Annotated in this window: 21 protein-coding genes and 1 pseudogene; 12 read left to right on the top strand and 10 right to left on the bottom strand. The window is 63.8% G+C overall.

What is annotated here, in order from left to right; all coding sequences use genetic code 11:
• Positions 1 to 66: 66 nt before the first annotated feature.
• Positions 67 to 1,005: a LysR family transcriptional regulator gene (locus CLU85_RS12595; RefSeq protein ID WP_100410558.1), complete on the bottom strand. Its 939-nt coding sequence runs from the start codon at positions 1,003 to 1,005 to the stop codon at positions 67 to 69.
• A 104-nt stretch (positions 1,006 to 1,109) separates the two neighbouring features.
• Between CLU85_RS12595 and CLU85_RS12590 the strand changes: the two genes are divergently transcribed.
• From CLU85_RS12590 to CLU85_RS12575, 4 genes are all read left to right on the top strand, one after another.
• Positions 1,110 to 1,811, top strand: a complete 702-nt coding sequence (locus CLU85_RS12590; RefSeq protein WP_100410557.1) for a pirin family protein — start codon at positions 1,110 to 1,112, stop codon at positions 1,809 to 1,811.
• Between the two features lie 47 nt (positions 1,812 to 1,858).
• On the top strand, positions 1,859 to 2,272 hold the full coding sequence (locus CLU85_RS12585; RefSeq protein WP_100410556.1) for a DoxX family protein: 414 nt from the start codon (positions 1,859 to 1,861) through the stop codon (positions 2,270 to 2,272).
• A 153-nt stretch (positions 2,273 to 2,425) separates the two neighbouring features.
• Positions 2,426 to 2,980 carry a flavodoxin family protein gene (locus tag CLU85_RS12580; protein WP_100410555.1) on the top strand — a complete coding sequence of 185 codons (555 nt, stop codon included), beginning with the start codon at positions 2,426 to 2,428 and terminating at the stop codon, positions 2,978 to 2,980.
• Positions 2,981 to 3,087: 107 nt separating this feature from the next.
• Positions 3,088 to 3,972 (top strand): pirin family protein, encoded by an 885-nt coding sequence (locus tag CLU85_RS12575; RefSeq protein WP_100410554.1) that lies wholly within the window; start codon positions 3,088 to 3,090, stop codon positions 3,970 to 3,972.
• Positions 3,973 to 4,025: 53 nt separating this feature from the next.
• Here the strand turns inward: CLU85_RS12575 and CLU85_RS12570 are convergent, their stop codons facing one another.
• The 4 genes from CLU85_RS12570 to CLU85_RS12555 all read right to left on the bottom strand — a co-directional run bounded on the left by CLU85_RS12570 (position 4,026) and on the right by CLU85_RS12555 (position 8,295).
• Positions 4,026 to 4,793: a sulfurtransferase gene (locus CLU85_RS12570; RefSeq protein WP_100410553.1), complete on the bottom strand. Its 768-nt coding sequence runs from the start codon at positions 4,791 to 4,793 to the stop codon at positions 4,026 to 4,028.
• Positions 4,794 to 4,883: 90 nt separating this feature from the next.
• Complete coding sequence (locus CLU85_RS12565; RefSeq protein ID WP_100412523.1) at positions 4,884 to 5,738, bottom strand: MinD/ParA family protein; 855 nt, start codon at positions 5,736 to 5,738, stop codon at positions 4,884 to 4,886.
• A 10-nt stretch (positions 5,739 to 5,748) separates the two neighbouring features.
• Complete coding sequence (locus CLU85_RS12560) at positions 5,749 to 6,522, bottom strand: GGDEF domain-containing protein (RefSeq protein WP_100410552.1); 774 nt, start codon at positions 6,520 to 6,522, stop codon at positions 5,749 to 5,751.
• 84 nt (positions 6,523 to 6,606) lie between these two features.
• On the bottom strand, positions 6,607 to 8,295 hold the full coding sequence (locus CLU85_RS12555; protein ID WP_100410551.1) for a SulP family inorganic anion transporter: 1,689 nt from the start codon (positions 8,293 to 8,295) through the stop codon (positions 6,607 to 6,609).
• A gap of 152 nt (positions 8,296 to 8,447) precedes the next feature.
• On the opposite strand from CLU85_RS12555, the gene CLU85_RS12550 reads away from it, so the two are divergent.
• The 4 genes from CLU85_RS12550 to CLU85_RS12535 all read left to right on the top strand — a co-directional run bounded on the left by CLU85_RS12550 (position 8,448) and on the right by CLU85_RS12535 (position 11,488).
• A complete protein-coding gene (locus tag CLU85_RS12550; RefSeq protein ID WP_100410550.1) occupies positions 8,448 to 8,939 on the top strand; it encodes a BON domain-containing protein in 492 nt (163 codons plus the stop codon).
• 92 nt (positions 8,940 to 9,031) lie between these two features.
• Positions 9,032 to 10,270: a PLP-dependent transferase gene (locus CLU85_RS12545; protein ID WP_100410549.1), complete on the top strand. Its 1,239-nt coding sequence runs from the start codon at positions 9,032 to 9,034 to the stop codon at positions 10,268 to 10,270.
• 119 nt (positions 10,271 to 10,389) lie between these two features.
• Positions 10,390 to 11,247, top strand: coding sequence for a DUF2189 domain-containing protein (locus CLU85_RS12540; RefSeq protein ID WP_100410548.1), 858 nt, complete (start codon positions 10,390 to 10,392; stop codon positions 11,245 to 11,247).
• Between the two features lie 49 nt (positions 11,248 to 11,296).
• Positions 11,297 to 11,488 carry a hypothetical protein gene (locus CLU85_RS12535; protein ID WP_100410547.1) on the top strand — a complete coding sequence of 64 codons (192 nt, stop codon included), beginning with the start codon at positions 11,297 to 11,299 and terminating at the stop codon, positions 11,486 to 11,488.
• Positions 11,489 to 11,503: 15 nt separating this feature from the next.
• Here CLU85_RS12535 and CLU85_RS12530 read toward each other — a convergent pair whose 3' ends face one another.
• The gene (locus CLU85_RS12530) at positions 11,504 to 12,184 is read right to left on the bottom strand and encodes an arylesterase (RefSeq protein WP_100410546.1); all 681 of its coding nucleotides are present in this window, start codon (positions 12,182 to 12,184) and stop codon (positions 11,504 to 11,506) included.
• Between the two features lie 15 nt (positions 12,185 to 12,199).
• Between CLU85_RS12530 and CLU85_RS12525 the strand changes: the two genes are divergently transcribed.
• The 4 genes and pseudogenes from CLU85_RS12525 to CLU85_RS12510 all read left to right on the top strand — a co-directional run bounded on the left by CLU85_RS12525 (position 12,200) and on the right by CLU85_RS12510 (position 15,848).
• A complete protein-coding gene (locus CLU85_RS12525; RefSeq protein WP_100410545.1) occupies positions 12,200 to 12,901 on the top strand; it encodes an ABC transporter ATP-binding protein in 702 nt (233 codons plus the stop codon).
• A gap of 115 nt (positions 12,902 to 13,016) precedes the next feature.
• A complete protein-coding gene (gene rlmB, locus CLU85_RS12520) occupies positions 13,017 to 13,763 on the top strand; it encodes a 23S rRNA (guanosine(2251)-2'-O)-methyltransferase RlmB (RefSeq protein ID WP_100410544.1) in 747 nt (248 codons plus the stop codon).
• Between the two features lie 13 nt (positions 13,764 to 13,776).
• Positions 13,777 to 14,514, top strand: a pseudogene (locus CLU85_RS12515) (NAD-dependent deacetylase).
• A 167-nt stretch (positions 14,515 to 14,681) separates the two neighbouring features.
• Positions 14,682 to 15,848 carry an ABC transporter substrate-binding protein gene (locus tag CLU85_RS12510; RefSeq protein ID WP_100410543.1) on the top strand — a complete coding sequence of 389 codons (1,167 nt, stop codon included), beginning with the start codon at positions 14,682 to 14,684 and terminating at the stop codon, positions 15,846 to 15,848.
• A 98-nt stretch (positions 15,849 to 15,946) separates the two neighbouring features.
• On the opposite strand, the gene CLU85_RS12505 is transcribed toward CLU85_RS12510, so the two are convergent.
• The 4 genes from CLU85_RS12505 to CLU85_RS12490 form a co-directional block, all read right to left on the bottom strand.
• On the bottom strand, positions 15,947 to 16,561 hold the full coding sequence (locus tag CLU85_RS12505) for a chromate transporter (RefSeq protein WP_100410542.1): 615 nt from the start codon (positions 16,559 to 16,561) through the stop codon (positions 15,947 to 15,949).
• Positions 16,558 to 17,082, bottom strand: coding sequence for a chromate transporter (locus CLU85_RS12500; protein ID WP_100410541.1), 525 nt, complete (start codon positions 17,080 to 17,082; stop codon positions 16,558 to 16,560). Before CLU85_RS12500 ends, CLU85_RS12505 begins: the two co-directional genes overlap by 4 nt.
• Positions 17,083 to 17,491: 409 nt before the next feature.
• Positions 17,492 to 17,776, bottom strand: coding sequence for a DUF6150 family protein (locus tag CLU85_RS12495; RefSeq protein ID WP_100412522.1), 285 nt, complete (start codon positions 17,774 to 17,776; stop codon positions 17,492 to 17,494).
• A gap of 214 nt (positions 17,777 to 17,990) precedes the next feature.
• The gene (locus tag CLU85_RS12490; protein WP_100410540.1) at positions 17,991 to 19,328 is read right to left on the bottom strand and encodes a type II toxin-antitoxin system HipA family toxin; all 1,338 of its coding nucleotides are present in this window, start codon (positions 19,326 to 19,328) and stop codon (positions 17,991 to 17,993) included.
• Between the last annotated feature and the right edge of the window lie 7 nt (positions 19,329 to 19,335).

Genomic DNA, 19,335 nt, shown 5'->3' with positions numbered 1-19,335 from the left:
AATGCTATGCAAAACCAACAGGAACCACTCTACACGCGCCACAGGGGGCTGTGAGCTTGATCCGCATCAGAAATGATGGTGGTTTTCCAGCAGAGCGCGGCGTGTGGCGGGGCTTTGCAACTGGTTCAGCCACCATTGCAGCGCCCGACCGGGTGCCGTGAAGCCGGGGCCGCCCCAGGCGTAATGCACGCGCACATTGCGCTCAGGGCGGGCCACGCGGCGCTCTACCAGGCGGCCGGTCTCCAGATAGGGGCGCACCATGGGCTCGGGCAAAAAGCCACCGGCCAGGCCGCGCAGTTGTACCCGTACCTTGGCTTGCATGGTGTCGACGGTCAGCACATCTTGCCCACCCAGCAGGCCCATCGTGACACCACCGCGCGTGGCCGAATCGGCCACGGCCACGGCGCGGTGTTCCAGCAAAGTGGCGTCTGCAATGGGCTCGGGAGCAGTGGCCAAGGGATGGTGGGGCGCCACCACGTAAATGAACAACATGTCGCCCAGCGTGGCCTGCTGCAGGCCCGCCACGTTGTTGCCTGCCACTGAGACACCAATGGCCAGATCGGCACGGCCCGATGTCAGCGCCTCCAGCGTGCCCGTCATGATGCCGTCGCGCAGCTTGAGGCGGGTGGGGGGTTGCATGGCGTAGAACGCATCCACCAGCTCCAGCATGGTGTGCGGTGAGATGATTCCGTCGATGGACAGCGTGAGCTGCGGCTCCCAGCCGGTGGCCACGCGGCGCACGCGGTTGGCCACGGCGTCGATGTCCTGCAACAGGCGGGCACCTTCGCGCAGCAGCTCCACGCCCGCCTCGGTGGGGCGGGCCTGGCGCGCGCTGCGGTCGAACAGCAGCACATCGAGCGCATCTTCGATCTGGCGTACGCGGTAGGTGAGGGCGCTGGGCACCAGGCCCAGCTGCCGGGCGGCGGCGGCAAAGCTACCGGCCTCGGCAATCACCTGCAGCATGGTCAGCGCATCTGGGGTGAGGACATCGCGTGCGTTTTGCATGGTGGTGCCATGTTAATTCAGATTATTTGAATAGTGCCATCAATTCATCTGCCCCTGCCGGGCGCTGCGCAGTCCTACAGTGGAGTCTTGAAAGGAGCACTCACATGCTGACTGTTCGTAAATCGCAAGACCGGGGCCATGCCGACCATGGCTGGCTCAATTCGTTTCACAGCTTTTCGTTTGCGGGTTATTACGACCCGGCCCACATGGGTTTTGGCAACCTGCGGGTCATCAACGAAGACCGCATCGCGCCGGGCACCGGGTTTGGCACCCATGGCCACCGCGACATGGAAATCATCAGCTACGTGCTGTCGGGCGAACTGGCCCACAAGGACAGCATGGGCAACATCAAAGGCATCCCGCCCGGCGATGTGCAGCGCATGAGCGCTGGCACTGGCGTGCAGCACAGCGAGTTCAACCATGCAGCGGGCCAGACCACCCATTTCCTGCAGATCTGGATCGAGCCCAACGTGGGCGGTATCCCTCCGAGCTATGAGCAAAAGACCTTTGCCGAGGCAGAAAAACGGGGTGCACTGCGCCTGGTGGCCTCGCCCGACGGCGCCCAAGGGTCGGTGAAGATCCATGCCGATGCCGCTTTGTACGCCGGCCTGCTCGATGGTGCGGAGACTGTCACGCTGGCTCTCCAAGCGGCGCGCAAGACCTATGTGCACTTGGTGCGCGGCACGTTGCGGGTCAACGGCAATGCTTTGTCGGGCGGTGATGCCGTGCTGATGGAGCAAGAAACCACCTTGTCGTTGACCGATGGCCACGACGCCGAGGTGCTCGTGTTTGACCTGGCCGCCTGACGTTCGACTTTGTTTTTCAACCCCCCATCACTCAGGAGTTACTCACCATGTTCACATCCCTGCAAAATCCTTTAGCTTTGGCATCCCGGCTGCTGCTGGCTGCACTGTTCCTGCCCGCCGGTATCGGCAAACTGACCGGCTTCGCTGGCACTGTCGGCTACATCAGCTCGGTCGGGCTGCCCATGCCCACCGTGGCAGCCGCCATCGCAGCAGCCGTCGAAGTGCTGGGCGGTCTGGCCCTTATTTTTGGCTTGGGTACGCGCTTTGCAGCCCTGGCGTTGGCGTTCTTCACGCTGGTGGCGAGCTTCTTCTTTCACGCCTACTGGAGCCTGCCGGTCGACAAGCAAATGATGCAGCAGCTGATGTTCTTCAAGAACGTGGGCGTGACGGGCGGCCTGCTGGCCCTGGCGGCCTTCGGCGCTGGTGCCTGGAGTCTGGATGCGCGCCAGTCGGCCCGCTGAGACAGGTTGTTGATCTCTCTCTATAGTGGGGCGCAGACTGCCATTTAGCGCGCTGCGCGCGCGCAGCAGGCAATCGCCGCTTCACTGTGGCCCTTCGGTGGGTTCTTTGTTCCCTCGGTCCCTTGGTTTTATCCATCCCTCAGGAGTTTTCTCATGGCACACATTGCAGTTGTTTACCACTCGGGTTACGGTCATACGCAGCGTCTGGCGCAGGCCGTGGCCGAGGGCGCTGGCGCCCAGTTGATCGCTATTGATGCCGAGGGCAATCTTCCCGAAGGCGGCTGGGAAACCCTGGCGGGCGCCAGTGCCATCATCTTCGGCACACCCACCTACATGGCGGGCCCGAGCTGGCAGTTCAAGAAGTTTGCCGACGCGTCGTCCAAGCCCTGGTTCAGCCAGGCTTGGAAAAACAAGCTGTTCGCAGGCTTCACCAACAGCGCCAGCACCAATGGCGACAAGCAAATCACGCTGGACTATCTGTTCCACCTGGCCATGCAGCATGGCGGCGTGTGGGTGGGCAACGGCATGATGCCTGCCAACTCCAAGGCCGCCACACGCAACGATGTGAACTGGATCGGCTCCTTCAGCGGCGCCATGTCGCAATCGCCATCGGATGCCTCGGCCGCCGAGATGTTCCCTGGCGATCTGGAAACCGGCAAGCAGTTCGGCCAGCGCGTTGCGGCCATGGCTGCCAAGTTGGGCAGCTGAAGCTGGTAGGCTGGCGACGTTGTTGCCCAGCCTTCAAGGAGTCGCCCGATGAATCACCGCTTTTGCCTTGCCTTTGCCTTCGCCAGGGACTTTATGGGAGTGTTGTCATGAGCGCACCTCTGCGTCTGTCAGGCCACGCCAAGGATCTGGGCGGTGGGTTCACGGTGCGGCGCCTGTTGCCCGCGGTGCAGCGCCAGTCCGTGGGGCCTTTCCTGTTTTTTGATCACTTTGGTCCGGTGACGGTAGAGCCCGACGCAGGCCACGATGTGCGACCCCATCCCCACATTGGCCTGGCCACCGTGACCTACTTGTTCTCCGGCGCCATCATGCACCGCGACAGCCTGGGTTATGTGCAGCAGATCGAGCCCGGCGCCATCAACTGGATGACGGCGGGACGCGGCATCGTGCATTCCGAGCGCCGCCCGCAGAATCTCGCCAACCAGTCCTATGTGAACCATGGCATCCAGCTGTGGGCCGCGCTGCCGCTGGCCCATGAAGAGGCCGATCCTTCGTTCGTGCACACACCCTCTGCTGCCATCCCGCAGGTGCAGGTGGGAGAGGCCACTGTGCGGGTGCTGATTGGGGACGCCTTTGGGCAGACCTCCCCTGTCGCCACCTATTCGCGCACTCTGTACTTGGACGTGCAGTTGCCTGCGGGCGCCACGCTGGAGATCCCCGCACTGGTACCGGAGATGGCGGTTTACCCCGTGGATGCCCCTGTAGTGCTCAACGGGGACACGGTGGCTGCGCAGCTACTGGCGGTGGTCGAGCCGGGGCAGGTCACACAGCTTGCTGCGGGTGACAGCGCGGTGCAGTTGATGGTGATTGGTGGCGACGCGCTGGATGCACCGCGCCACATGTGGTGGAACTTTGTCTCCAGCCGCAAGGACCGTATCGTGCAAGCCGCGACAGACTGGGATGCCCAGGCCATGGGGCAGGTGCCGGGCGAGGTGGAGTGGATTCCCCTGCCGGAACACCGGTTCAAAGGGTGATTTTTTGAGTCAAAATGGGCTGTAGCGCAGGTGCTTAAAGCGCTGGATGCTCATTATTTGATAGCAAATTCGCCGCTAGCTGTGAGGGTGTCGGTAGCAAGCCCGGTGTCCAGCACCCGGCGTTCGTCGAACACAAAACATCCTCCGTGGTAGTGCGCGCCATCCGTCAGCTCAAAGTATTTCAGGATGCCACCCTCCAGTTGGTAAACATGCGAAAGGCCTTCTTCGCGCATGAGGATGGCGGCTTTTTCGCAGCGGATACCTCCGGTGCAAAAACTCACCACGGTCTTGTCCTGCAGCTCCCCTTTGTGGGCCCGCAGTGCGGGTGGAAACTCGGTGAATTTGTCGATACGCCAGTCGATGGCATTGTCGAAGGTGCCTGCATCCACTTCAAAAGCGTTGCGGGTGTCCAGTGTCACCACCTCGCGGCCATCATCGTCATGCCCCTGGGCCAGCCAGCGGTGCAGCGTGGCGGGGTCCACCGAGGGGGCGCGGCCTTGGGCGGGCTGGATGGTGGGGTGGTCCATGCGGATGATCTCGCGCTTGACCTTGGCCAGCATCTTGCGAAACGGAAGGGTGTCCGACCAGCTCTCCTTGGGCTCCAGATCGGCAAACCGTGCATCGTTGCGTAGTGCCTCTACAAAGCCGCGCACCGCAGTGGCCGGGCCTGCCAGAAAGAAGTTGATGCCTTCCTCGGCCAGCAGGATGGTGCCTTTGAGTTCGGCGGCAGTGGCCCGCGCCTGCAGCAACTCGCGCAATGCTGCGGCATCGGGCAGGGGCACGAACTTGTAGCAGGAGATGTTGAGGACGTTGTGGTTCACGGCTATTTGACGAACAAGGGCCCGGTCATGGGCTTGTGAATCACCTGCGCCGCCGAAGGCCCATGGGCCTATCGGGGCTTGCGGGCATTGTTACGCTGCTGGCGACAGCAGTGTGGTTTCTATCTTGTTGGCCAGCTGGGCAATCGCCAGCGCAGCAGGGCAACCTGGGGTTTGCAGCAGCAAAAGTTGGCGGCGCATCACCGCATCGCGCACGGAGGGGTCGGCCGGAATGTCACCCATGTGGATCAGCCGCATAGGGCGGCCTGAATCGGTGCTGACAAAGCGGTCCAGCACCTGCTGCAACTGGCTGGTGATGGCGCGGCCATCGCCCGGGCGTGCCGCCTGGTTGATGACCATGCGCACATGCTGGCGTTTTTGCTGCATGGCCAGCACCTTTATGGCGGCGTAGGCGTCGGTCAGCGACGTGGGCTCGGGCGTGGCCACGATCAGGACTTCTGATGCCAGCGACACAGAAAACAGCACCACATCAGAAATGCCGGCGCCGGTGTCGAGCAGCACCACGTCGTAGCGTGGAGTCAGTGCCTGAATCACGCTCAGAAACTGGTTGCGTACCTCGGGTGTCAGGCGCGAATACTCCACCATGCCGGAGCCCGCCAGCAGCACATCAAAACCACCGGGGGCGGCGATGACGGCATCGTCCAGTGCGGCTTTGCCCGTGAACACATCGTGCAGGGTGATCTTGGGGTGCAGGTTCAGCACCACATCCAGATTGGCCAGGCCCAGGTCGGCATCCAGCACCAGCACCCGCTGCCCGCGGCGGGTGAGTGCCGCAGCCAGATTGGCCGATACAAAGGTTTTTCCCACCCCGCCTTTGCCGCTGGTGACCGCAATGATGCGGGCGCCTTGCGCGGCTGGTGCTGGAGGGGTGGCGGGGCCCGCAGGAACTGCGGGCGAAGTGGGTTGGGGGGACAGCGCGTCGCTCATCATCTAACTTTCAGTAGGCGCTGCCTGTTGGGTTGGGGTCCAGCGGGGGCAGGTCGCCCCAACCCGAGGGGGTGTAGAGCGGGCCAAACAACAGGCTTTTCTCTTCGGCACTGACGGTGCTGTCGGGTTGCTCCTCAATGCTGACGCAGTTGCGGCCTGACGATTTGGCCTGATAGAGCTGGTGATCGGCGCGGTCGGTCCACAGCAGTGTGGTTGATCGGATCCACTGCATGGCAAAGGCGCCGCCAATGCTGATCGTGACATTCAGCTCCACCGAGGGGGATATCTGGATGGGCGTGTTGGCCACAGCCCGACGTATGCGCTCGGCCACTACGCGCCCAAAAGCGGCCTGGCAGGCGGGTAGCACCACGGCAAACTCTTCGCCGCCATAACGTGCCAGGGTGTCCATGGGGCGCACGCAGGCACTGAGCGTGCGTGCTACGGCCTGCAACACCACATCGCCAGCCAGATGGCCATGCGTGTCGTTCACTTTTTTGAAGTGATCGATGTCGAGCATGAGTAGCAAGGCGGCTTCACCCGAACGTGTCACACGGTCGATTTCACGCTCCAGCACCGCGCGGAAATGCCTGCGGTTGGCCAGGCCGGTGAGGGGGTCTTTGAGGGACAGCTCGCACAGGCCGTCAATCAGGCCCTGCAAGTAGCGCGAGGGAACCTCGCGGTGCAATGCTGCTTCACTGCCGCCGGCCTGAACCACCAGCGAGTGCGCAGTATCCAGGCGAAGTTCGCGCAGATCTACAAGATGAGAGGCCGCAGAGTCAGACACAAATGGAGCAAAAAAGAGTTCAGGGAGTGTACCAGTGCGTCAGCAAGAAGAAGGCCCGCCCATGGCGTGGACTAACCCTCGTCATCAAACCCTTGCGATGGGTTCCGGGAGCTGCTGCAGCGCCACCAACGCTTCTGCGTCGGTTCGGTACATGGCCAAGCCAATACAAGGCTCCAGGAGCCCCGCTTGCCGAAGCACCTGCTCTGCGGGAAGCTTCAAGCCGCTCAGGTGCAGCGTTCCGCCTCTGGATTGCATCAGGGCCAGCAACTGCGCAAAAGTTTCCACACCGGTCACGTCGATGCGATTGATGGGTTGGGCCAGCAGGCACAGGTGCACGACATCGGGGTGTTCCGCCAGGTGCTCCGTCACCCGTCGCTCCAGTGCGCTTGCCGAGGCAAAGTCCAGCTCGGCGTCCATCCGCAGTGCCAAAAGCCGTGGTGCCAGCGGTGGCAGGCTCCACAGGTGGCGGTCACGCATGCTACCGTCTGGATGCAGCCCCACTTCGATGATCCGGGGGTGCAAGCGCTGGTACAGAAAGTGGCTCAGGTTGATCAGCAACCCCACCAGCACGCCCCAGTACATGCGTGGGGCCGTTGCCAAGGTCAGGGCGAAGGTGATGCCTCCGATCACCGCCTCGACACGTGATACCCGCCACAGCCTCAACAGCGTGCCAGGCTTGATCAAGCTGGTCACCGCTGTGACCACCACGGCGGCCAGTACCGACTGCGGCACGTGATAGAGCGCCGGGGTTAGCCACAGCAACACTACCAGCACCAGGCCGATGGCAAACAGCGTGGCCCAGCCGCTCTTGGCGCCCGCATAGAGGTTGATGGCAGAGCGCGAAAACGAAGCGCTGGTGGCAAAACTGCCGCACAGACCGCTGCTGATCTTGGCGAGCCCCTGGCCAATCAGGTCCTGGTTTTCGTTCCACTGTTCGCTGGAGCGTTGGCTTTCTACCTTGGCACTGGACGCTGTTTCGAGAAAGCTCACCAGGGTGACCACCAGCACGGGCATTACCAGCGCCGTGAAACTTGACCAGGGCAGGGCGCCGGGCCAATAGGGCGCCGGCAGGCCCGAAGGAAGCGACCCCACCACGGCGCCTCCGGCGTCGGCATAGTTCAGCGCCCAACTCAATGCGCCTGCCGCACCTACGATGATGATGGCGGCCGGGAAGTTGGGTCTCCAGCGGCGTGCCACCATCAGCAGCGCCAGGCTGCCCAGTCCAAAGGCCGCCGCCGTCAGGTCAAACAGGCCCGGTGACGGCGTGGACAGCAAGGCACCCCAGTCGGCGGCTCTGAGGCCCGTGAGGGCGCCCAGTTGAGATCCCAGAATCAACAGTGCCGCTGCTTGCGTGAACCCGCTGAGTACCGGCGACGTGACCAGGTTGAGCAGCCAGCCAAATCGCGCCAACCCCATGACCAGCTGCAGCAAGCCCGAGAGCAGCGCCATCCATGCGGCCATAGCCACCCATTGGGCGCTGCCTGGCTCGGCCAGACCGGTGAGCGACGCCCCAATCAACAAACTGGTCAGCGCCGTCGGCCCCACGCCCAGCCGGGTGGACGAGCTGAACAGCACCGCGATCAGTGCAGGGATCAGCGAAGCGTAGATCCCGGTCACCAGCGGCATACCGGCCAGTGCGGCATAGGCCACGCCCTGCGGCACCAGCATGAGGCCCACCGTCATGCCTGCCCAGAACTCCCCTTTGAGCAAGTGGCGGTCAGGGCGGGGCCATTTCAGAAAAGGAAGCCAGCGGGCCAGCGAAGACGACATCATGGGGTGATTGTCGCGCGCGGCAGCCTGTTTTGCCGCGTCGTTGGCGGACTGACTGGTGATACCGTCCTACAAGCACTTCAGTGGCGTCCGACCCGTTGACCGAGTGTGGCTGCCTACAGTGGACCCCTGTTTCACTCGCAAGGAGTCACTGCATGAACACACTGAAAATGATCGATCGTCCCGCACATCGGGTTGCCACCATTCTGGCTGTGAGCGCACTCGCCCTGGGTCTCTCAGCCTGCGGCAAGAAGGAAGAGCCCACGGTGGGCCAGCGTCTGGACTCTGCCGTAGAAAAGACCGAGCAGGCTGCTGCCGATGCGCGCGTGAAGGCCGAAGGGGCTATGCAAAGCGCCGAAACCAAGATGGAGCAGGGCGCAGCGAATGCTGAAACCACGGCCAAGCAGGCCGCCAACAATGCCAAGGGCATGATTGACGACGCAACCATCACCGCCCAGATCAGTGCAGGTCTGGCCAAAGACCCTGATCTGAGTGCCGTCAAAATCAATGTAGATACCGTGAATGGCAAGGTCACGCTGAATGGCCCCGCACCCTCTACCGTGGCCCGTGAGCGCGCAGAAACCATTGCCAAGGCAGTGACGGGCGTGACCTCGGTGAACAACCAGCTGGTTGTCACCGCAAGCTAAAAAATCGCCGATGCGTGCGTGGAGCGGAGCCGTTGTTGCGGCATCCCTCCAGGCCACGCGCCGTGCGGGTTCGCCCCTTGCGGCGCGCTACCATGGTTGTCATGAACGACCATGACACCGATCCAGCAACCCGCATCGTCCACCACGACTACATTCCACCCGCCGGTTTTTTAGCGCCCCAGCCTGGCGTCTTCAAGGCTTCGACGGTCATCTTCCCCAACGTGGCTGCCATGCGCTCGCGGGAATGGAAAGACAAGAGCGGCTATACCTACGGCCTCCACGGCACGCCCACCACCTTCATCCTCGAAGAGCGCCTGTGCACCCTGGAGGGTGGTCTTCAGTGCGTATTGGTACCCAGCGGCCTGGCCGCTATCGCCAATGTGTCGTTGGCCCTGCTCAAACCCGGCGACGAGGTACTGATTCCGGACAACGCATACGGCCCTGGCAAAGACCTCGCCAACGGCGAGCTGGCCCGGTTTGGCATCTCCCATGTGTTCTATGACCCCCTGGACCTGTCCGACCTGGCGGCCCGCATCACACCCGCCACCCGGCTGGTGTGGCTGGAGGCGCCAGGTTCGGTCAGCATGGAATTTCCGGACCTGTGTGAGCAGGTGCGCATCTGCCGCGCTCGCGGCGTGATCACCGCGCTGGACAACACCTGGGGCGCTGGGCTGGCGTTTGCACCGTTTGATCTGACGGGGGACGGCAGCCTTGGTGTGGATATTTCTGCCCACGCGCTGACCAAATACCCCAGTGGTGGCGGTGATGTGCTCATGGGCAGTGTCATCACGCGCGACCTCGGGTTGCACATGAAAATCAAGCTCACCCACATGCGCCTGGGCCTGGGTGTGGGGGCCAACGACGCAGAGGCCGTGCTGCGCGCGCTGCCCAGTATTGGCCTGCGCTACCGCGCCCATGACGAGGCCGCTCGCAGTCTGGCGCGTTGGTTGCAGCTGCAGCCTGCCATTGCGCAGGTATTGCATCCCGCGCTGGAAGACGCGCCCGGCCACGCGCACTGGAAGGCTCTATGTGGCGCTGGGCGGGGCGGGCCGGGGTTGGCGGCAGGCCTGTTCAGCGTGATGATCGATGCCCGATACACGCAGCAGCAGGTCGATGCTTTCTGCGACGGCTTGCGCCTGTTCCGGCTGGGTTACAGCTGGGGCGGCCCCATGAGCCTGGTTGTGCCCTACAACATCGCCAGCATGCGCAGCCGCGCGCCCACGCACCTCAAACCAGGCACGTTGGTGCGGTTTTCTATCGGCCTGGAGGCTGTGGAAGACCTGCGGCAGGATCTGTGGCAGGCCCTGGAGCATGCCTTCCCGGCGGGGTAGCCTTTTCTCTCTTTTTTACCGGGGGTGGTAGTTTCCTCAGTGGCGCGTGACAAGGGCCTGGCTTAGGGTGAGGGTTCGCGGGTTTCCCGCTGCCCAACTCCCACAGCCTGCCTGTTTGCATGACCGCCACGCCCACCCATCCCGCTGATCCCGTTCCTGACCCCATTGACCCCATTGACCCAGCGCCGCGTGTCGCGCTGGATGCCCAGGCAGCCCAGCCGGTCATCTTGCAGCGCCTGACGCTCGCCGATCCGTTTCGGTGGCTTGCCAGGGGGGTGCAGGATGTGCGCGCTGCCCCCGGTATTTCGGTGTTCTATGGCGTGTGTTTCTGCTGCATGGCGTTGGTGCTGGGCTGGGTCTTCCGCACGCGGCCCGAATACACGATGTCTCTGGCCAGCGGCTGTCTGCTGGTGGGGCCCTTTTTGGCCATGGGGCTGTACGACACCAGCCGCAGGCGCGAGGCGGGGCTCCGACCCGAGCTGAGCGAGTCGCTCACCTGCTGGGACCGCCATATGGGCAGCATGGGCATGCTGGTGCTGGTGCTGGTGGTGCTGGAGTTGCTCTGGGGGCGCGCGTCGCTGGTGGTGTTTGCAGTGTTTTTCAACACCGGCATGCCATCGACCACCGGCGTATTGCAGGCGGTGTTCAACCCGCAAAACTGGAGTTTTGTGGCCGTGTACACCGTGGTGGGTGGTGTGTTTGCGGCGCTGGTGTTCTCCACCTCGGTGGTGTCTATCCCCATGATTCTGGATCGCGACACCGATGCTTTGACCGCCGGTATCACCAGCATGCGGGTGGTTTTGGAGAACACCCTCGTCATGCTGCTCTGGGGGGCGCTCATCACTGCCATCGTGACACTTTCGCTCTGGTTCTGGGGCGTGGGGCTGCTTTTGGCAGGCCCGGTGCTGGGCTTTGCCAGTTGGCATGCGTATCGTGCATCAGTAACCCCACCCCAGTTGCCGCCCGCAGCCGCGTGAAAAAAGTCCATGCTGTTACAGTGAGCCTCTACTTCAGGAAGCAATTACCTTGGCAACACCCAACTACGGATACGAAAAACGCCAGCGCGAACTCGCCAAAAAGAAAAAAAAGGAAGAGAAGCTGAGGTCCAAAACACAGCGCAGGCCGGACGATCCGCAGGGCGATGACCAGCCCGCTGATGGTCAGCCCATGGGCGATGCCGGTACTCCCGAGCAGCCTGCAGGCGCCACCGGCGCTTAAGGCGCCAGGCGCATCTCAGCGCATCAGTTTCTTGAGTTCCGGCCAGACATTGGCCAGCATCTGCGGATGCGCTTCGGCGCGTGGGTGGATGCGGTCTGGCTGGAACAGGCGGGTTGGATCAGGCCCGTCGGCCACTCCCTTCAGCAGGAAGGGCACTACCGCAGCCCTCTGCGCCTGCGCCACGGTGGTGAACAAACCCGCAAACCGGTTTGCGTAGTCGGTGCCATAGTTGGGTGGCACCTGCATTCCCACCAGCAGGACCTTGGCACCCGTTTTCTGCGCCGTCTGCGTCATCCAGGCCAGGTTCTCTTCGGTATTTTTCAGTGGCAACCCGCGCAGCGCGTCGTTGCCGCCCAACTCGATCACCACATGACTGGGTTTGTGCTGCGCCAGCAGTGCTGCCAGGCGCGAGCGTCCACCCGAGGTGGTGTCGCCGCTCACACTGGCGTTGACCACCGTGGCCGCCCATTTCTCCTGAACCAACTGCTTTTCGAGCAATGCCACCCAGCCGGTGCCACGTGCAAGACCGTACTCCGCGCTCAGTGAGTCACCGAGCACGAGGATCACCGGCTGCCGAGCGGGCGTGGTCGCCGCCTTGCTGTTCGCTTGCGCCAACACGGCAGGGGCACAAAGCCCCACCATCGCGGCGGTCGCTGTGCTCAGGATAAAGTGGCGTCGTTGCAGATATCGAATCAAAGTAAAGTGCCTTTCATGTCCGAATCCTCCCCACTGCCCGCGACGTCGTCTGCCACACCCATCATTGCCATCGAGCATGTCTTCAAGTCGGTGACGGATTCCACCGGAACACTCGACATTCTGCGGGATATCGATTTCCGCCTGGCCGCCAGGGAAACCGCTGCCATCGTGGGTGCATCGGGGTCGGGCAAGAGTACCTTGTTGTCCATCATCGCAGGGCTGGACACACCCACGCGTGGCACGGTACGGCTTGACGGCCAGGACCTTTTTGCCATCGACGAAGACGCGCGTGCTGCCCTGCGTGCGCAAAAGGTGGGCTTTGTGTTTCAGAGCTTTCAGCTCATGGGCAACCTCACGGCGCTGGAGAACGTGATGCTGCCACTGGAGCTGGCCGACCGCCGCGATGCGCGCAAGGCCGCCACCGAGATGCTGGCGCGCGTGGGATTAGGCCAGCGCCTGTCGCACTACCCCAAGGTGCTTTCGGGCGGCGAGCAGCAGCGCGTGGCCCTGGCCCGCGCCTTTGTCGTGCAGCCCGCCGTGCTGCTGGCCGACGAGCCCACCGGCAGCCTCGATTTTGCGACTGGCGAAACCATCATGAAGCTCATGTTCGATCTCAACCGCGAGCAGGGCACCACCCTTGTGCTGGTCACACACGACCGTGCCATTGCTGCGCAGTGCGAGCGGCGCATCACCATCGATGCGGGACGGGTGGTCTGAGTCGCGAAGCAATTTGGAGTGTTTTTGGCCGCTGGTGCAGGTAGTTCATGCGCTGGCAGCTATGAAATTGATAGTTGCCATGCAGCGCAGTCTGTAGCCAGCGGATAATCCCCCCATGTCCAGCCCCAAAGTTCTCTTCGGCTTTCACGCCGTGGGTGTGCGTCTGAAGACCGCACCAAAGTCCGTCATCGAGATTTACTACGAAGTCACGCGGCGCGATGCCCGCATGCGCCAGTTTCTCGACCGCGCCCGCGAGGCCGGCGCCCGCCTGATCGAAGCCGACAGCGAGCGCATTGCCAAACTGGCCGGCAGCCATGGCCACCAGGGCGTGGCCGCCCGCGTGGAGCCCGTGGCCCAGATCACCTCGCTCGATGAGCTTTTGGAGAACCTGGAAGCCGCTGGCATTGAAAATCCGCTGCTGCTGGTGCTCGACGGCGTGACCGACCCGCACAACCTGGGCGCTTGCCTGCGCGTGGCCGATGGCGCGGGCGCCCACGCGGTGATCGCCCCCAAGGACCATGCCGTGGGCATCAACGCCACCGTGGCCAAGGTGGCCAGTGGCGCGGCCGAGACCATGCCGTACTTCATGGTGACCAACCTGTCGCGCACGCTCAATGAACTCAAGGAGCGCAATATCTGGTGTATCGGCACCAGCGACGACGCACCCAAGACCGTGTACCAGGTGGACCTGAAAGGCCCCGTCGCTCTGGTGCTGGGCGCGGAGGGCGACGGCATGCGCCAGCTCACCCGCAAGACCTGCGATGAGCTGGTCAGCATCCCCATGAAAGGGGCTGTGGAAAGCCTGAACGTGTCGGTAGCCAGCGGTGTGTGCCTTTACGAGGCACTGCGTCAGCGGACCTGAACCGCCCCGCCCCATGCCGGGTGCCCCGCTTGACGACGCCAGAACCTGGGTTCAGCAGGCGCGGCACCTTGCCGTACTGACCGGGGCCGGTGTCAGTGCCGAATCGGGCGTGCCCACCTTCCGCGATGCGCAGACCGGCTATTGGGCGCAGTTTCGGCCCGAGGACATGGCGACCGAAGAGGGCTTTCGCAGCCATCCGCAGCGCGTGTGGGACTGGTACCAGTACCGGCGCGAGCTGCTGGCTGAGGTGTCACCCAACGCTGGGCACCTTGCACTGGCTACCTTTGGGCAATAACACCCGGGCGGGCTCACGCTGATCACCCAGAACGTCGACGGCCTGCACCAGTGTGCGGGCAGCACCGGCGTGTTGTGCCTGCACGGTGACATCTTTGAATACCAATGGCTTGACACGCCACGCAGCTGTTGCCTTGCCGGGCACGCCGTCGCGGGCCACCCACCGCATTGCGGGGGCTGTGGCAACCTGCTGCGGCCGGGGGTGGTGTGGTTTGGCGAGCCCTTGCCTCCGGATGTGCTGGATGCCGCCCACAACGCTGCGGGGCGGTGTGATCTGATGCTGGTGGTGGGCACGGCGGGCGCGGTTTATCCGGCGGCGGGCCTGGCGCACCAGGCCCGGGCCACTGGCGCACGCGTGGTCGTACTCAATCCCGCCCACAGCGAACTGGACGGTGTGGCACACCTGTTGCTGCGCGGCACGGCCGCCACCCTGTTGCCGCAGTTGTTGGGCCGCTGAGGCTACCGGGGCAAGGCGCGGGCGTACTTTGTCTGCGCTGTTTGTCCTGGCTCAGTGAAAACCCCCTATTTCTGGTCGGCACAGCGGCTTGTGTCGCACAGCGGACAGTGGCGGGGCGCAGCGGCCGGTAGCCTGCGCCACCTTTGCTTTTTCAGTCACACACCACCATGAGCCGTCGTCACTTTCTTTTGCGCGCCACCCAGGCTGTCGCTGCCACTGGCCTGCCCGTATGGGCCCAGACTTCCATGGCGGCTGAAGAGGCGCTGACCGCACGGTCGATCAACCTCGGCTGCTCCATCGCACTGACCGGCCCCTTGGGTCAGGCGGGCATTGAGCAGGTGGCGGGCATGAAAGCCGCGTTTGCCGAGGTCAATGCCGCAGGCGGCGTGCACGGCCGCGAAATTCGCATGGAGGTGAAGGACGATGGCTACGTAGCCAGCCGCACCCTCAAGAATGTGACGGACATGGTAGAGGCGCAGTCGGTGTTTGCGCTGATTTCGCCATTGGGCACCGCCAACACGGCGTCCATCTTGCCGCTGATCGAGTCGAAGGGCATTCCCACTGTGGGCCCGGTCACGGGCGCCACCTCGCTGCGCGCGCCGGAAAATCGCCATGTGTTTTTCTTGCGCCCGAGCTACCGCGAGGAGACACAGCGCCTGGTCAAGCAGATCGTGGACATGGGTCTCAAGCGCATTGCCGTGGTTTATCTGGACAACCCCTTCGGCAAGGAAGTGCTCAAGGACATGTCCCGGGCGCTGGACGAGATCAAGGTCGAGCGCGGGGGCGAATTTGCGCTGGCTGTGGATGGCAAGAACGGTGCTGAGTTGGCCGACAAGGTGGCCGCTGAGCGCCCCGGCGCGGTGTTGCTGGCCACCACGGGCACCGCCAACACGGCGTTTGTGCAGGCGTTCCGCGCCAAGGCGCAGGGTGTGCCGTTGGCGGGGCTGTCGGTCACCGTGATCTCGTCCGAGCTGCCCAAGCTGGCCGCATCCACGCGTGGCCTTGCGCTGGTGCAGGTGTTCCCGGACGCCAATTCGCAGAAGTCGGTGGTGGTGCGCAAGTTCCAGAGCACCATGAAGGCCACCGGCGCAGATGCCGCGTTCTTGAACAGCGGCAGCGCGCTCGAAGGCTGGCTCAATGCCCAGATCATGATCGAAGGCCTGAAGAACGCGGGCAAAGAACCTACGCGTGAGCGCCTGCGCGCCGGGCTGACGAGCATCCGTGCACTGTCGTTTGGTGACTTCAATATCGGCTTTGGCAACAAGGCGCCGTACATTGGTTCGGACGCCATTTACCTGGCGATCTACGCAGAAAACGGGCGCCGGATCAGTTAAGAAATGCTCGACCGCGCGTCTGGCGCGTAAGCCACCCCTGCCGGCTGCCGGGGGTGGGCACGGGCTCTGGGGTGCGTTTTGGTGCGTTCAGGGCTTGGTCACACCCAGCCCAGCGCGCCCAGCAGCGCCCCTGCGCCCAGCATCCACAGCAGATGCAGCTTGGTGCGCCACACCAGCACCACGGTCACGGCGCTCAGCAGCCACAGCGGCCAGGCCGCAGTGGGGCTGCCATGCGCGCGGGCCAGCACCCATGAGGTAGCCAGCAGCAGGCCGATCACCACCGGTGCCATGCCCTGCTTGAAGGCCCGCACCCCCCGGCGCTCGCGATTGCGGTGACCCCAGCGCGTGGCCAGCCAAGTCAGCAGGCTGCTGGGCAGCATCACCCCCAGCATGCACACCGCCATGCCCAGCGTCCCGAGCAGCCAGCCATTCATGCCTGGGCCACCGGCGTTGATGCCCACGTTCCAGCCCAGCAGGGCGATGAACAACACATTGGGGCCTGGTGCGGCCTGTGCGATGGCGATCGACGCGTTGAACTGCGGATCGGTCAGCCAGGCCTGGCGCTCGACGAGGAAACGGTGCATATCGGGCGCGGTGGCAATGGCGCCACCCACGGCCAGCAGCGACAGCGACAGGTAGTACAGAAACAGGTTGAACCAGTCGCCTGCGCTCAGGGCCAGAAGAGGGGCGGTCACAGTGGCGGCAGCGTTCATGGCGCGAGCTTTCTCCATGTCAGCACGCAGGCTGCGCCGCCGATCACCGGCAATATCCAGAACAAAGGCCAGCGCAACCACGCCATGGCCACGATGGTCAGTGCCGTCACGGCCATGCACAGCGGCCGGCTCAGCGGGTGGTTCTTGATCGAGACAAAGAGCTTGATCCCCACGCCCGCGATCAGCCCGGCCGCCACGGCGCCCATGCCACGCAGCGCACCGGCCACGGCGGGGTGGCTGGCAAATTGTGCGTACACCACGGCCAGTGCCAGCACCAGCATGAGCGGAAACGTCAGCATACCCGCGAGGGCCGCAAACGCCCCGCGCAGCCCAAAGTAGCGGTCGCCAATCATGATGCTGAGGTTGACCACGTTGGGGCCCGGCATGATCTGCGCCACGGCCCAGTCCTCGACAAACTCCTCGTTGGTCATCCAGCGTTTTTTCTCCACCAGTTCGCGCTGCACCACCGCCAGCACGCCGCCAAAGCCCTGCAGGGCCAGCCAGGTGAAGGACCAGAACAGGTCGGCCGGGTTGCGGGGTTGGGGCCTTGGAGAAGGCTCGGGGAGGGGGTGGGTAGATCGGTGGCAGCGGCCATGGCGAGGGTGGGGTCAAAATAGCCACCGGTGCTTGTTCAGTATGCCTTGGTAGCTATCAAATCAGGATTTTTACATGGAGTCGTGGGGGGAGCAGCGCCCCCCGCGCCATGTTACGCGTGCTGCGCCCGGTGCAAGACCCTGCGGCCTCGTGTTGTGGCATGGGCGTGTTTGTCATTCACGTTCGCACAATGACCTGGGTGCCGGTACGTTGCGTGACCGCTGCAGCAAGCGAGCCTATCTTCTTGTCCACCGTGCCTCACAAGAGGCACTGACGCCCGGATTGCCTCTGGCTGAGAACCCGCTCCAAGGGCTTGTGGCCGTTGCCCGGCAGAGGTCACCCCAGCTTGCCGCGCAGCAGATGGTCTTTGGTGCGCCAGCCCGCTTCCTCGGGGGTGGCCACTTTGAAGAGTTTGAGGTCTGCCTGGCTGGCATGTTTGACGCGGTAAACCTTGAAGCTCGCCTGGTTCGCATAGGCCACCAGGAACCAGACCGCATCGCCCGTGGCTTGCGTAGGGTAGGCGACTTCGTGCCAGCACAGATCGGCCAGGCTTTTTTGGGCCACCTCGCACACGCGGGCGTCGGCCTGGTGCTCGTACTTCACTTCCAGGATCTTGGCCATGGGCATCCTTGAGGGAGGGTGATTGGAGGCTTGCGAGGCCCAGTATCCACGGTGGCATCACATTTGGGTCATGTAACCGGCAAGGAATTTGTATAAAAACGGGTGGTGCGCTTGATGAATAAGCGCAATGCGCTATTCATTCAATAGCACATTTGGCTGTATGGGAAGCGCTTCAGATGCTGGGTGCCTGACGCCGCTGCGCCATGCGCCATGGTCACGCTGTCAGCTTCACCCCGCCCGCCAGGCGCTGCAATACCGTGGTGCGCACGGTCGGCGGCGTGGTGGTGGCTTGCAACAAGGCGGGCCAGTCTGCCTGGGCCTGTTTCACTGTTTCGCGCAGCAGCGCCAGGTGCCGGGGCACACGCAGCAGCCCGGCAGATTTCATCAGGCCTTCCAGATCGCCCCAGGTCAGCGCCCGCAGGGTGTGGTCGATGGCACGGTTCACCGCGTATTGGTGGTCGGGTACGCCGTCAAAAAACGCAGCCACGCACACGGGGTCGTACACCGGCGCCAGCTGCGGCACGCGGCCATCGGGGTAGACCAGCGCCCAGTTTTTCAGGTGGGCATCGGTGTTGCCCATCAGGATGAACGCCACCATGCGCGCCAGAAACTCGCGTGTGTCCAACACCGGCTGGCGGCTCAGGCGGTTGAGCACGCGCAACATGGTGGCCCAGTCCTGCAGTGCGCCCTTGCCATGGGTTTTGCCGTACTTTTGGCGCGGGGTGTAGCCCAGCACCTGATTGAACTCCTCCATGTGCACGCGCGCGCCGCCGGGCAGGTGGTCAAAACGCTGCACGGCCAAAATTTCGTTGAAGGGCACGGCATCGGGCAGGTCAGCCTCAGCGCGGGTGATGACGCGCACATCGGCGCAATGCAAGCCCAGCGCCTTGCACAGCTGGTAGCCCGTGTATTCGTTGGCCACCAGGTCGGGGTGGGCGGTGGTGGGCAGCTTCAAGATCACGCTGCCCGCCGCGCCCTGGCGGTGCACGGTGTAGCGGCGGCCGTCCTGCACCGCGCTGAACTTGGTCACCACGCCGGGCAGCGATGCCGCGTCTTCCACCGGAAACTCCACAAACCCCGGCTCCAGCACATCCAGCCCCTGCGTGGTGTGCCAGTGCCGCACCACGTCCGGGATGCCGTCTTGCGCGGGCACGGGCTCCACCTCCAGCGCGCCCATCAGGTCATGGCCTGCGGCGGCCAGCAGCTCGAACTCGTCATCGGGGCTGCAACCGCGCTCGCGCGCCAGCCGCTCGCGGTTGTGGCCCTCGGGCAGCAGGTTCTGAAAATAGGCAGGCCAGCGCCCATCGGTGCGCACCAGCCGCGCATCGCGTGCCGACGCCAGAATCTGCTGCGTGGCCGCCTCGTTTGCACCCTGAAAGCTCAGCGACAGGGTGGGGCGCTGCGGGTTGCGGATGTAGCTCTCGTCGAATGACACGCGCAGGATGTCGCCGTATTGCGAGAGGTAGCCGATGGGCTCCCGCCCACCGGGGTGGCCATCCGCCTGCGCGGGGCGGTGCAGGTACAGGCGCAGGTAGCGGATGGAGGTGCTCATGGGGCGT

The sequence above is a fragment of the Acidovorax sp. 69 genome (assembly GCF_002797445.1).
Taxonomy (GTDB): domain Bacteria; phylum Pseudomonadota; class Gammaproteobacteria; order Burkholderiales; family Burkholderiaceae_C; genus Acidovorax.
The sequence above is the reverse complement of the archived record's forward strand: the minus strand, read 5'-3'. Positions and strand labels throughout refer to the sequence as shown.

Coding starts and splice junctions, on each gene's coding strand:
- CLU85_RS12595 (WP_100410558.1), bottom strand. CDS start 1,005: ATGCAAAACGCACGCGATGTCCTCACCCCAGATGCGCTGACCATGCTG.
- CLU85_RS12590 (WP_100410557.1), top strand. CDS start 1,110: ATGCTGACTGTTCGTAAATCGCAAGACCGGGGCCATGCCGACCATGGC.
- CLU85_RS12585 (WP_100410556.1), top strand. CDS start 1,859: ATGTTCACATCCCTGCAAAATCCTTTAGCTTTGGCATCCCGGCTGCTG.
- CLU85_RS12580 (WP_100410555.1), top strand. CDS start 2,426: ATGGCACACATTGCAGTTGTTTACCACTCGGGTTACGGTCATACGCAG.
- CLU85_RS12575 (WP_100410554.1), top strand. CDS start 3,088: ATGAGCGCACCTCTGCGTCTGTCAGGCCACGCCAAGGATCTGGGCGGT.
- CLU85_RS12565 (WP_100412523.1), bottom strand. CDS start 5,738: ATGAGCGACGCGCTGTCCCCCCAACCCACTTCGCCCGCAGTTCCTGCG.
- CLU85_RS12555 (WP_100410551.1), bottom strand. CDS start 8,295: ATGATGTCGTCTTCGCTGGCCCGCTGGCTTCCTTTTCTGAAATGGCCC.
- CLU85_RS12550 (WP_100410550.1), top strand. CDS start 8,448: ATGAACACACTGAAAATGATCGATCGTCCCGCACATCGGGTTGCCACC.
- CLU85_RS12545 (WP_100410549.1), top strand. CDS start 9,032: ATGGTTGTCATGAACGACCATGACACCGATCCAGCAACCCGCATCGTC.
- CLU85_RS12540 (WP_100410548.1), top strand. CDS start 10,390: ATGACCGCCACGCCCACCCATCCCGCTGATCCCGTTCCTGACCCCATT.
- CLU85_RS12525 (WP_100410545.1), top strand. CDS start 12,200: ATGTCCGAATCCTCCCCACTGCCCGCGACGTCGTCTGCCACACCCATC.
- rlmB (WP_100410544.1), top strand. CDS start 13,017: ATGTCCAGCCCCAAAGTTCTCTTCGGCTTTCACGCCGTGGGTGTGCGT.
- CLU85_RS12510 (WP_100410543.1), top strand. CDS start 14,682: ATGAGCCGTCGTCACTTTCTTTTGCGCGCCACCCAGGCTGTCGCTGCC.
- CLU85_RS12505 (WP_100410542.1), bottom strand. CDS start 16,561: ATGAACGCTGCCGCCACTGTGACCGCCCCTCTTCTGGCCCTGAGCGCA.
- CLU85_RS12495 (WP_100412522.1), bottom strand. CDS start 17,776: ATGGCCAAGATCCTGGAAGTGAAGTACGAGCACCAGGCCGACGCCCGC.
- CLU85_RS12490 (WP_100410540.1), bottom strand. CDS start 19,328: ATGAGCACCTCCATCCGCTACCTGCGCCTGTACCTGCACCGCCCCGCG.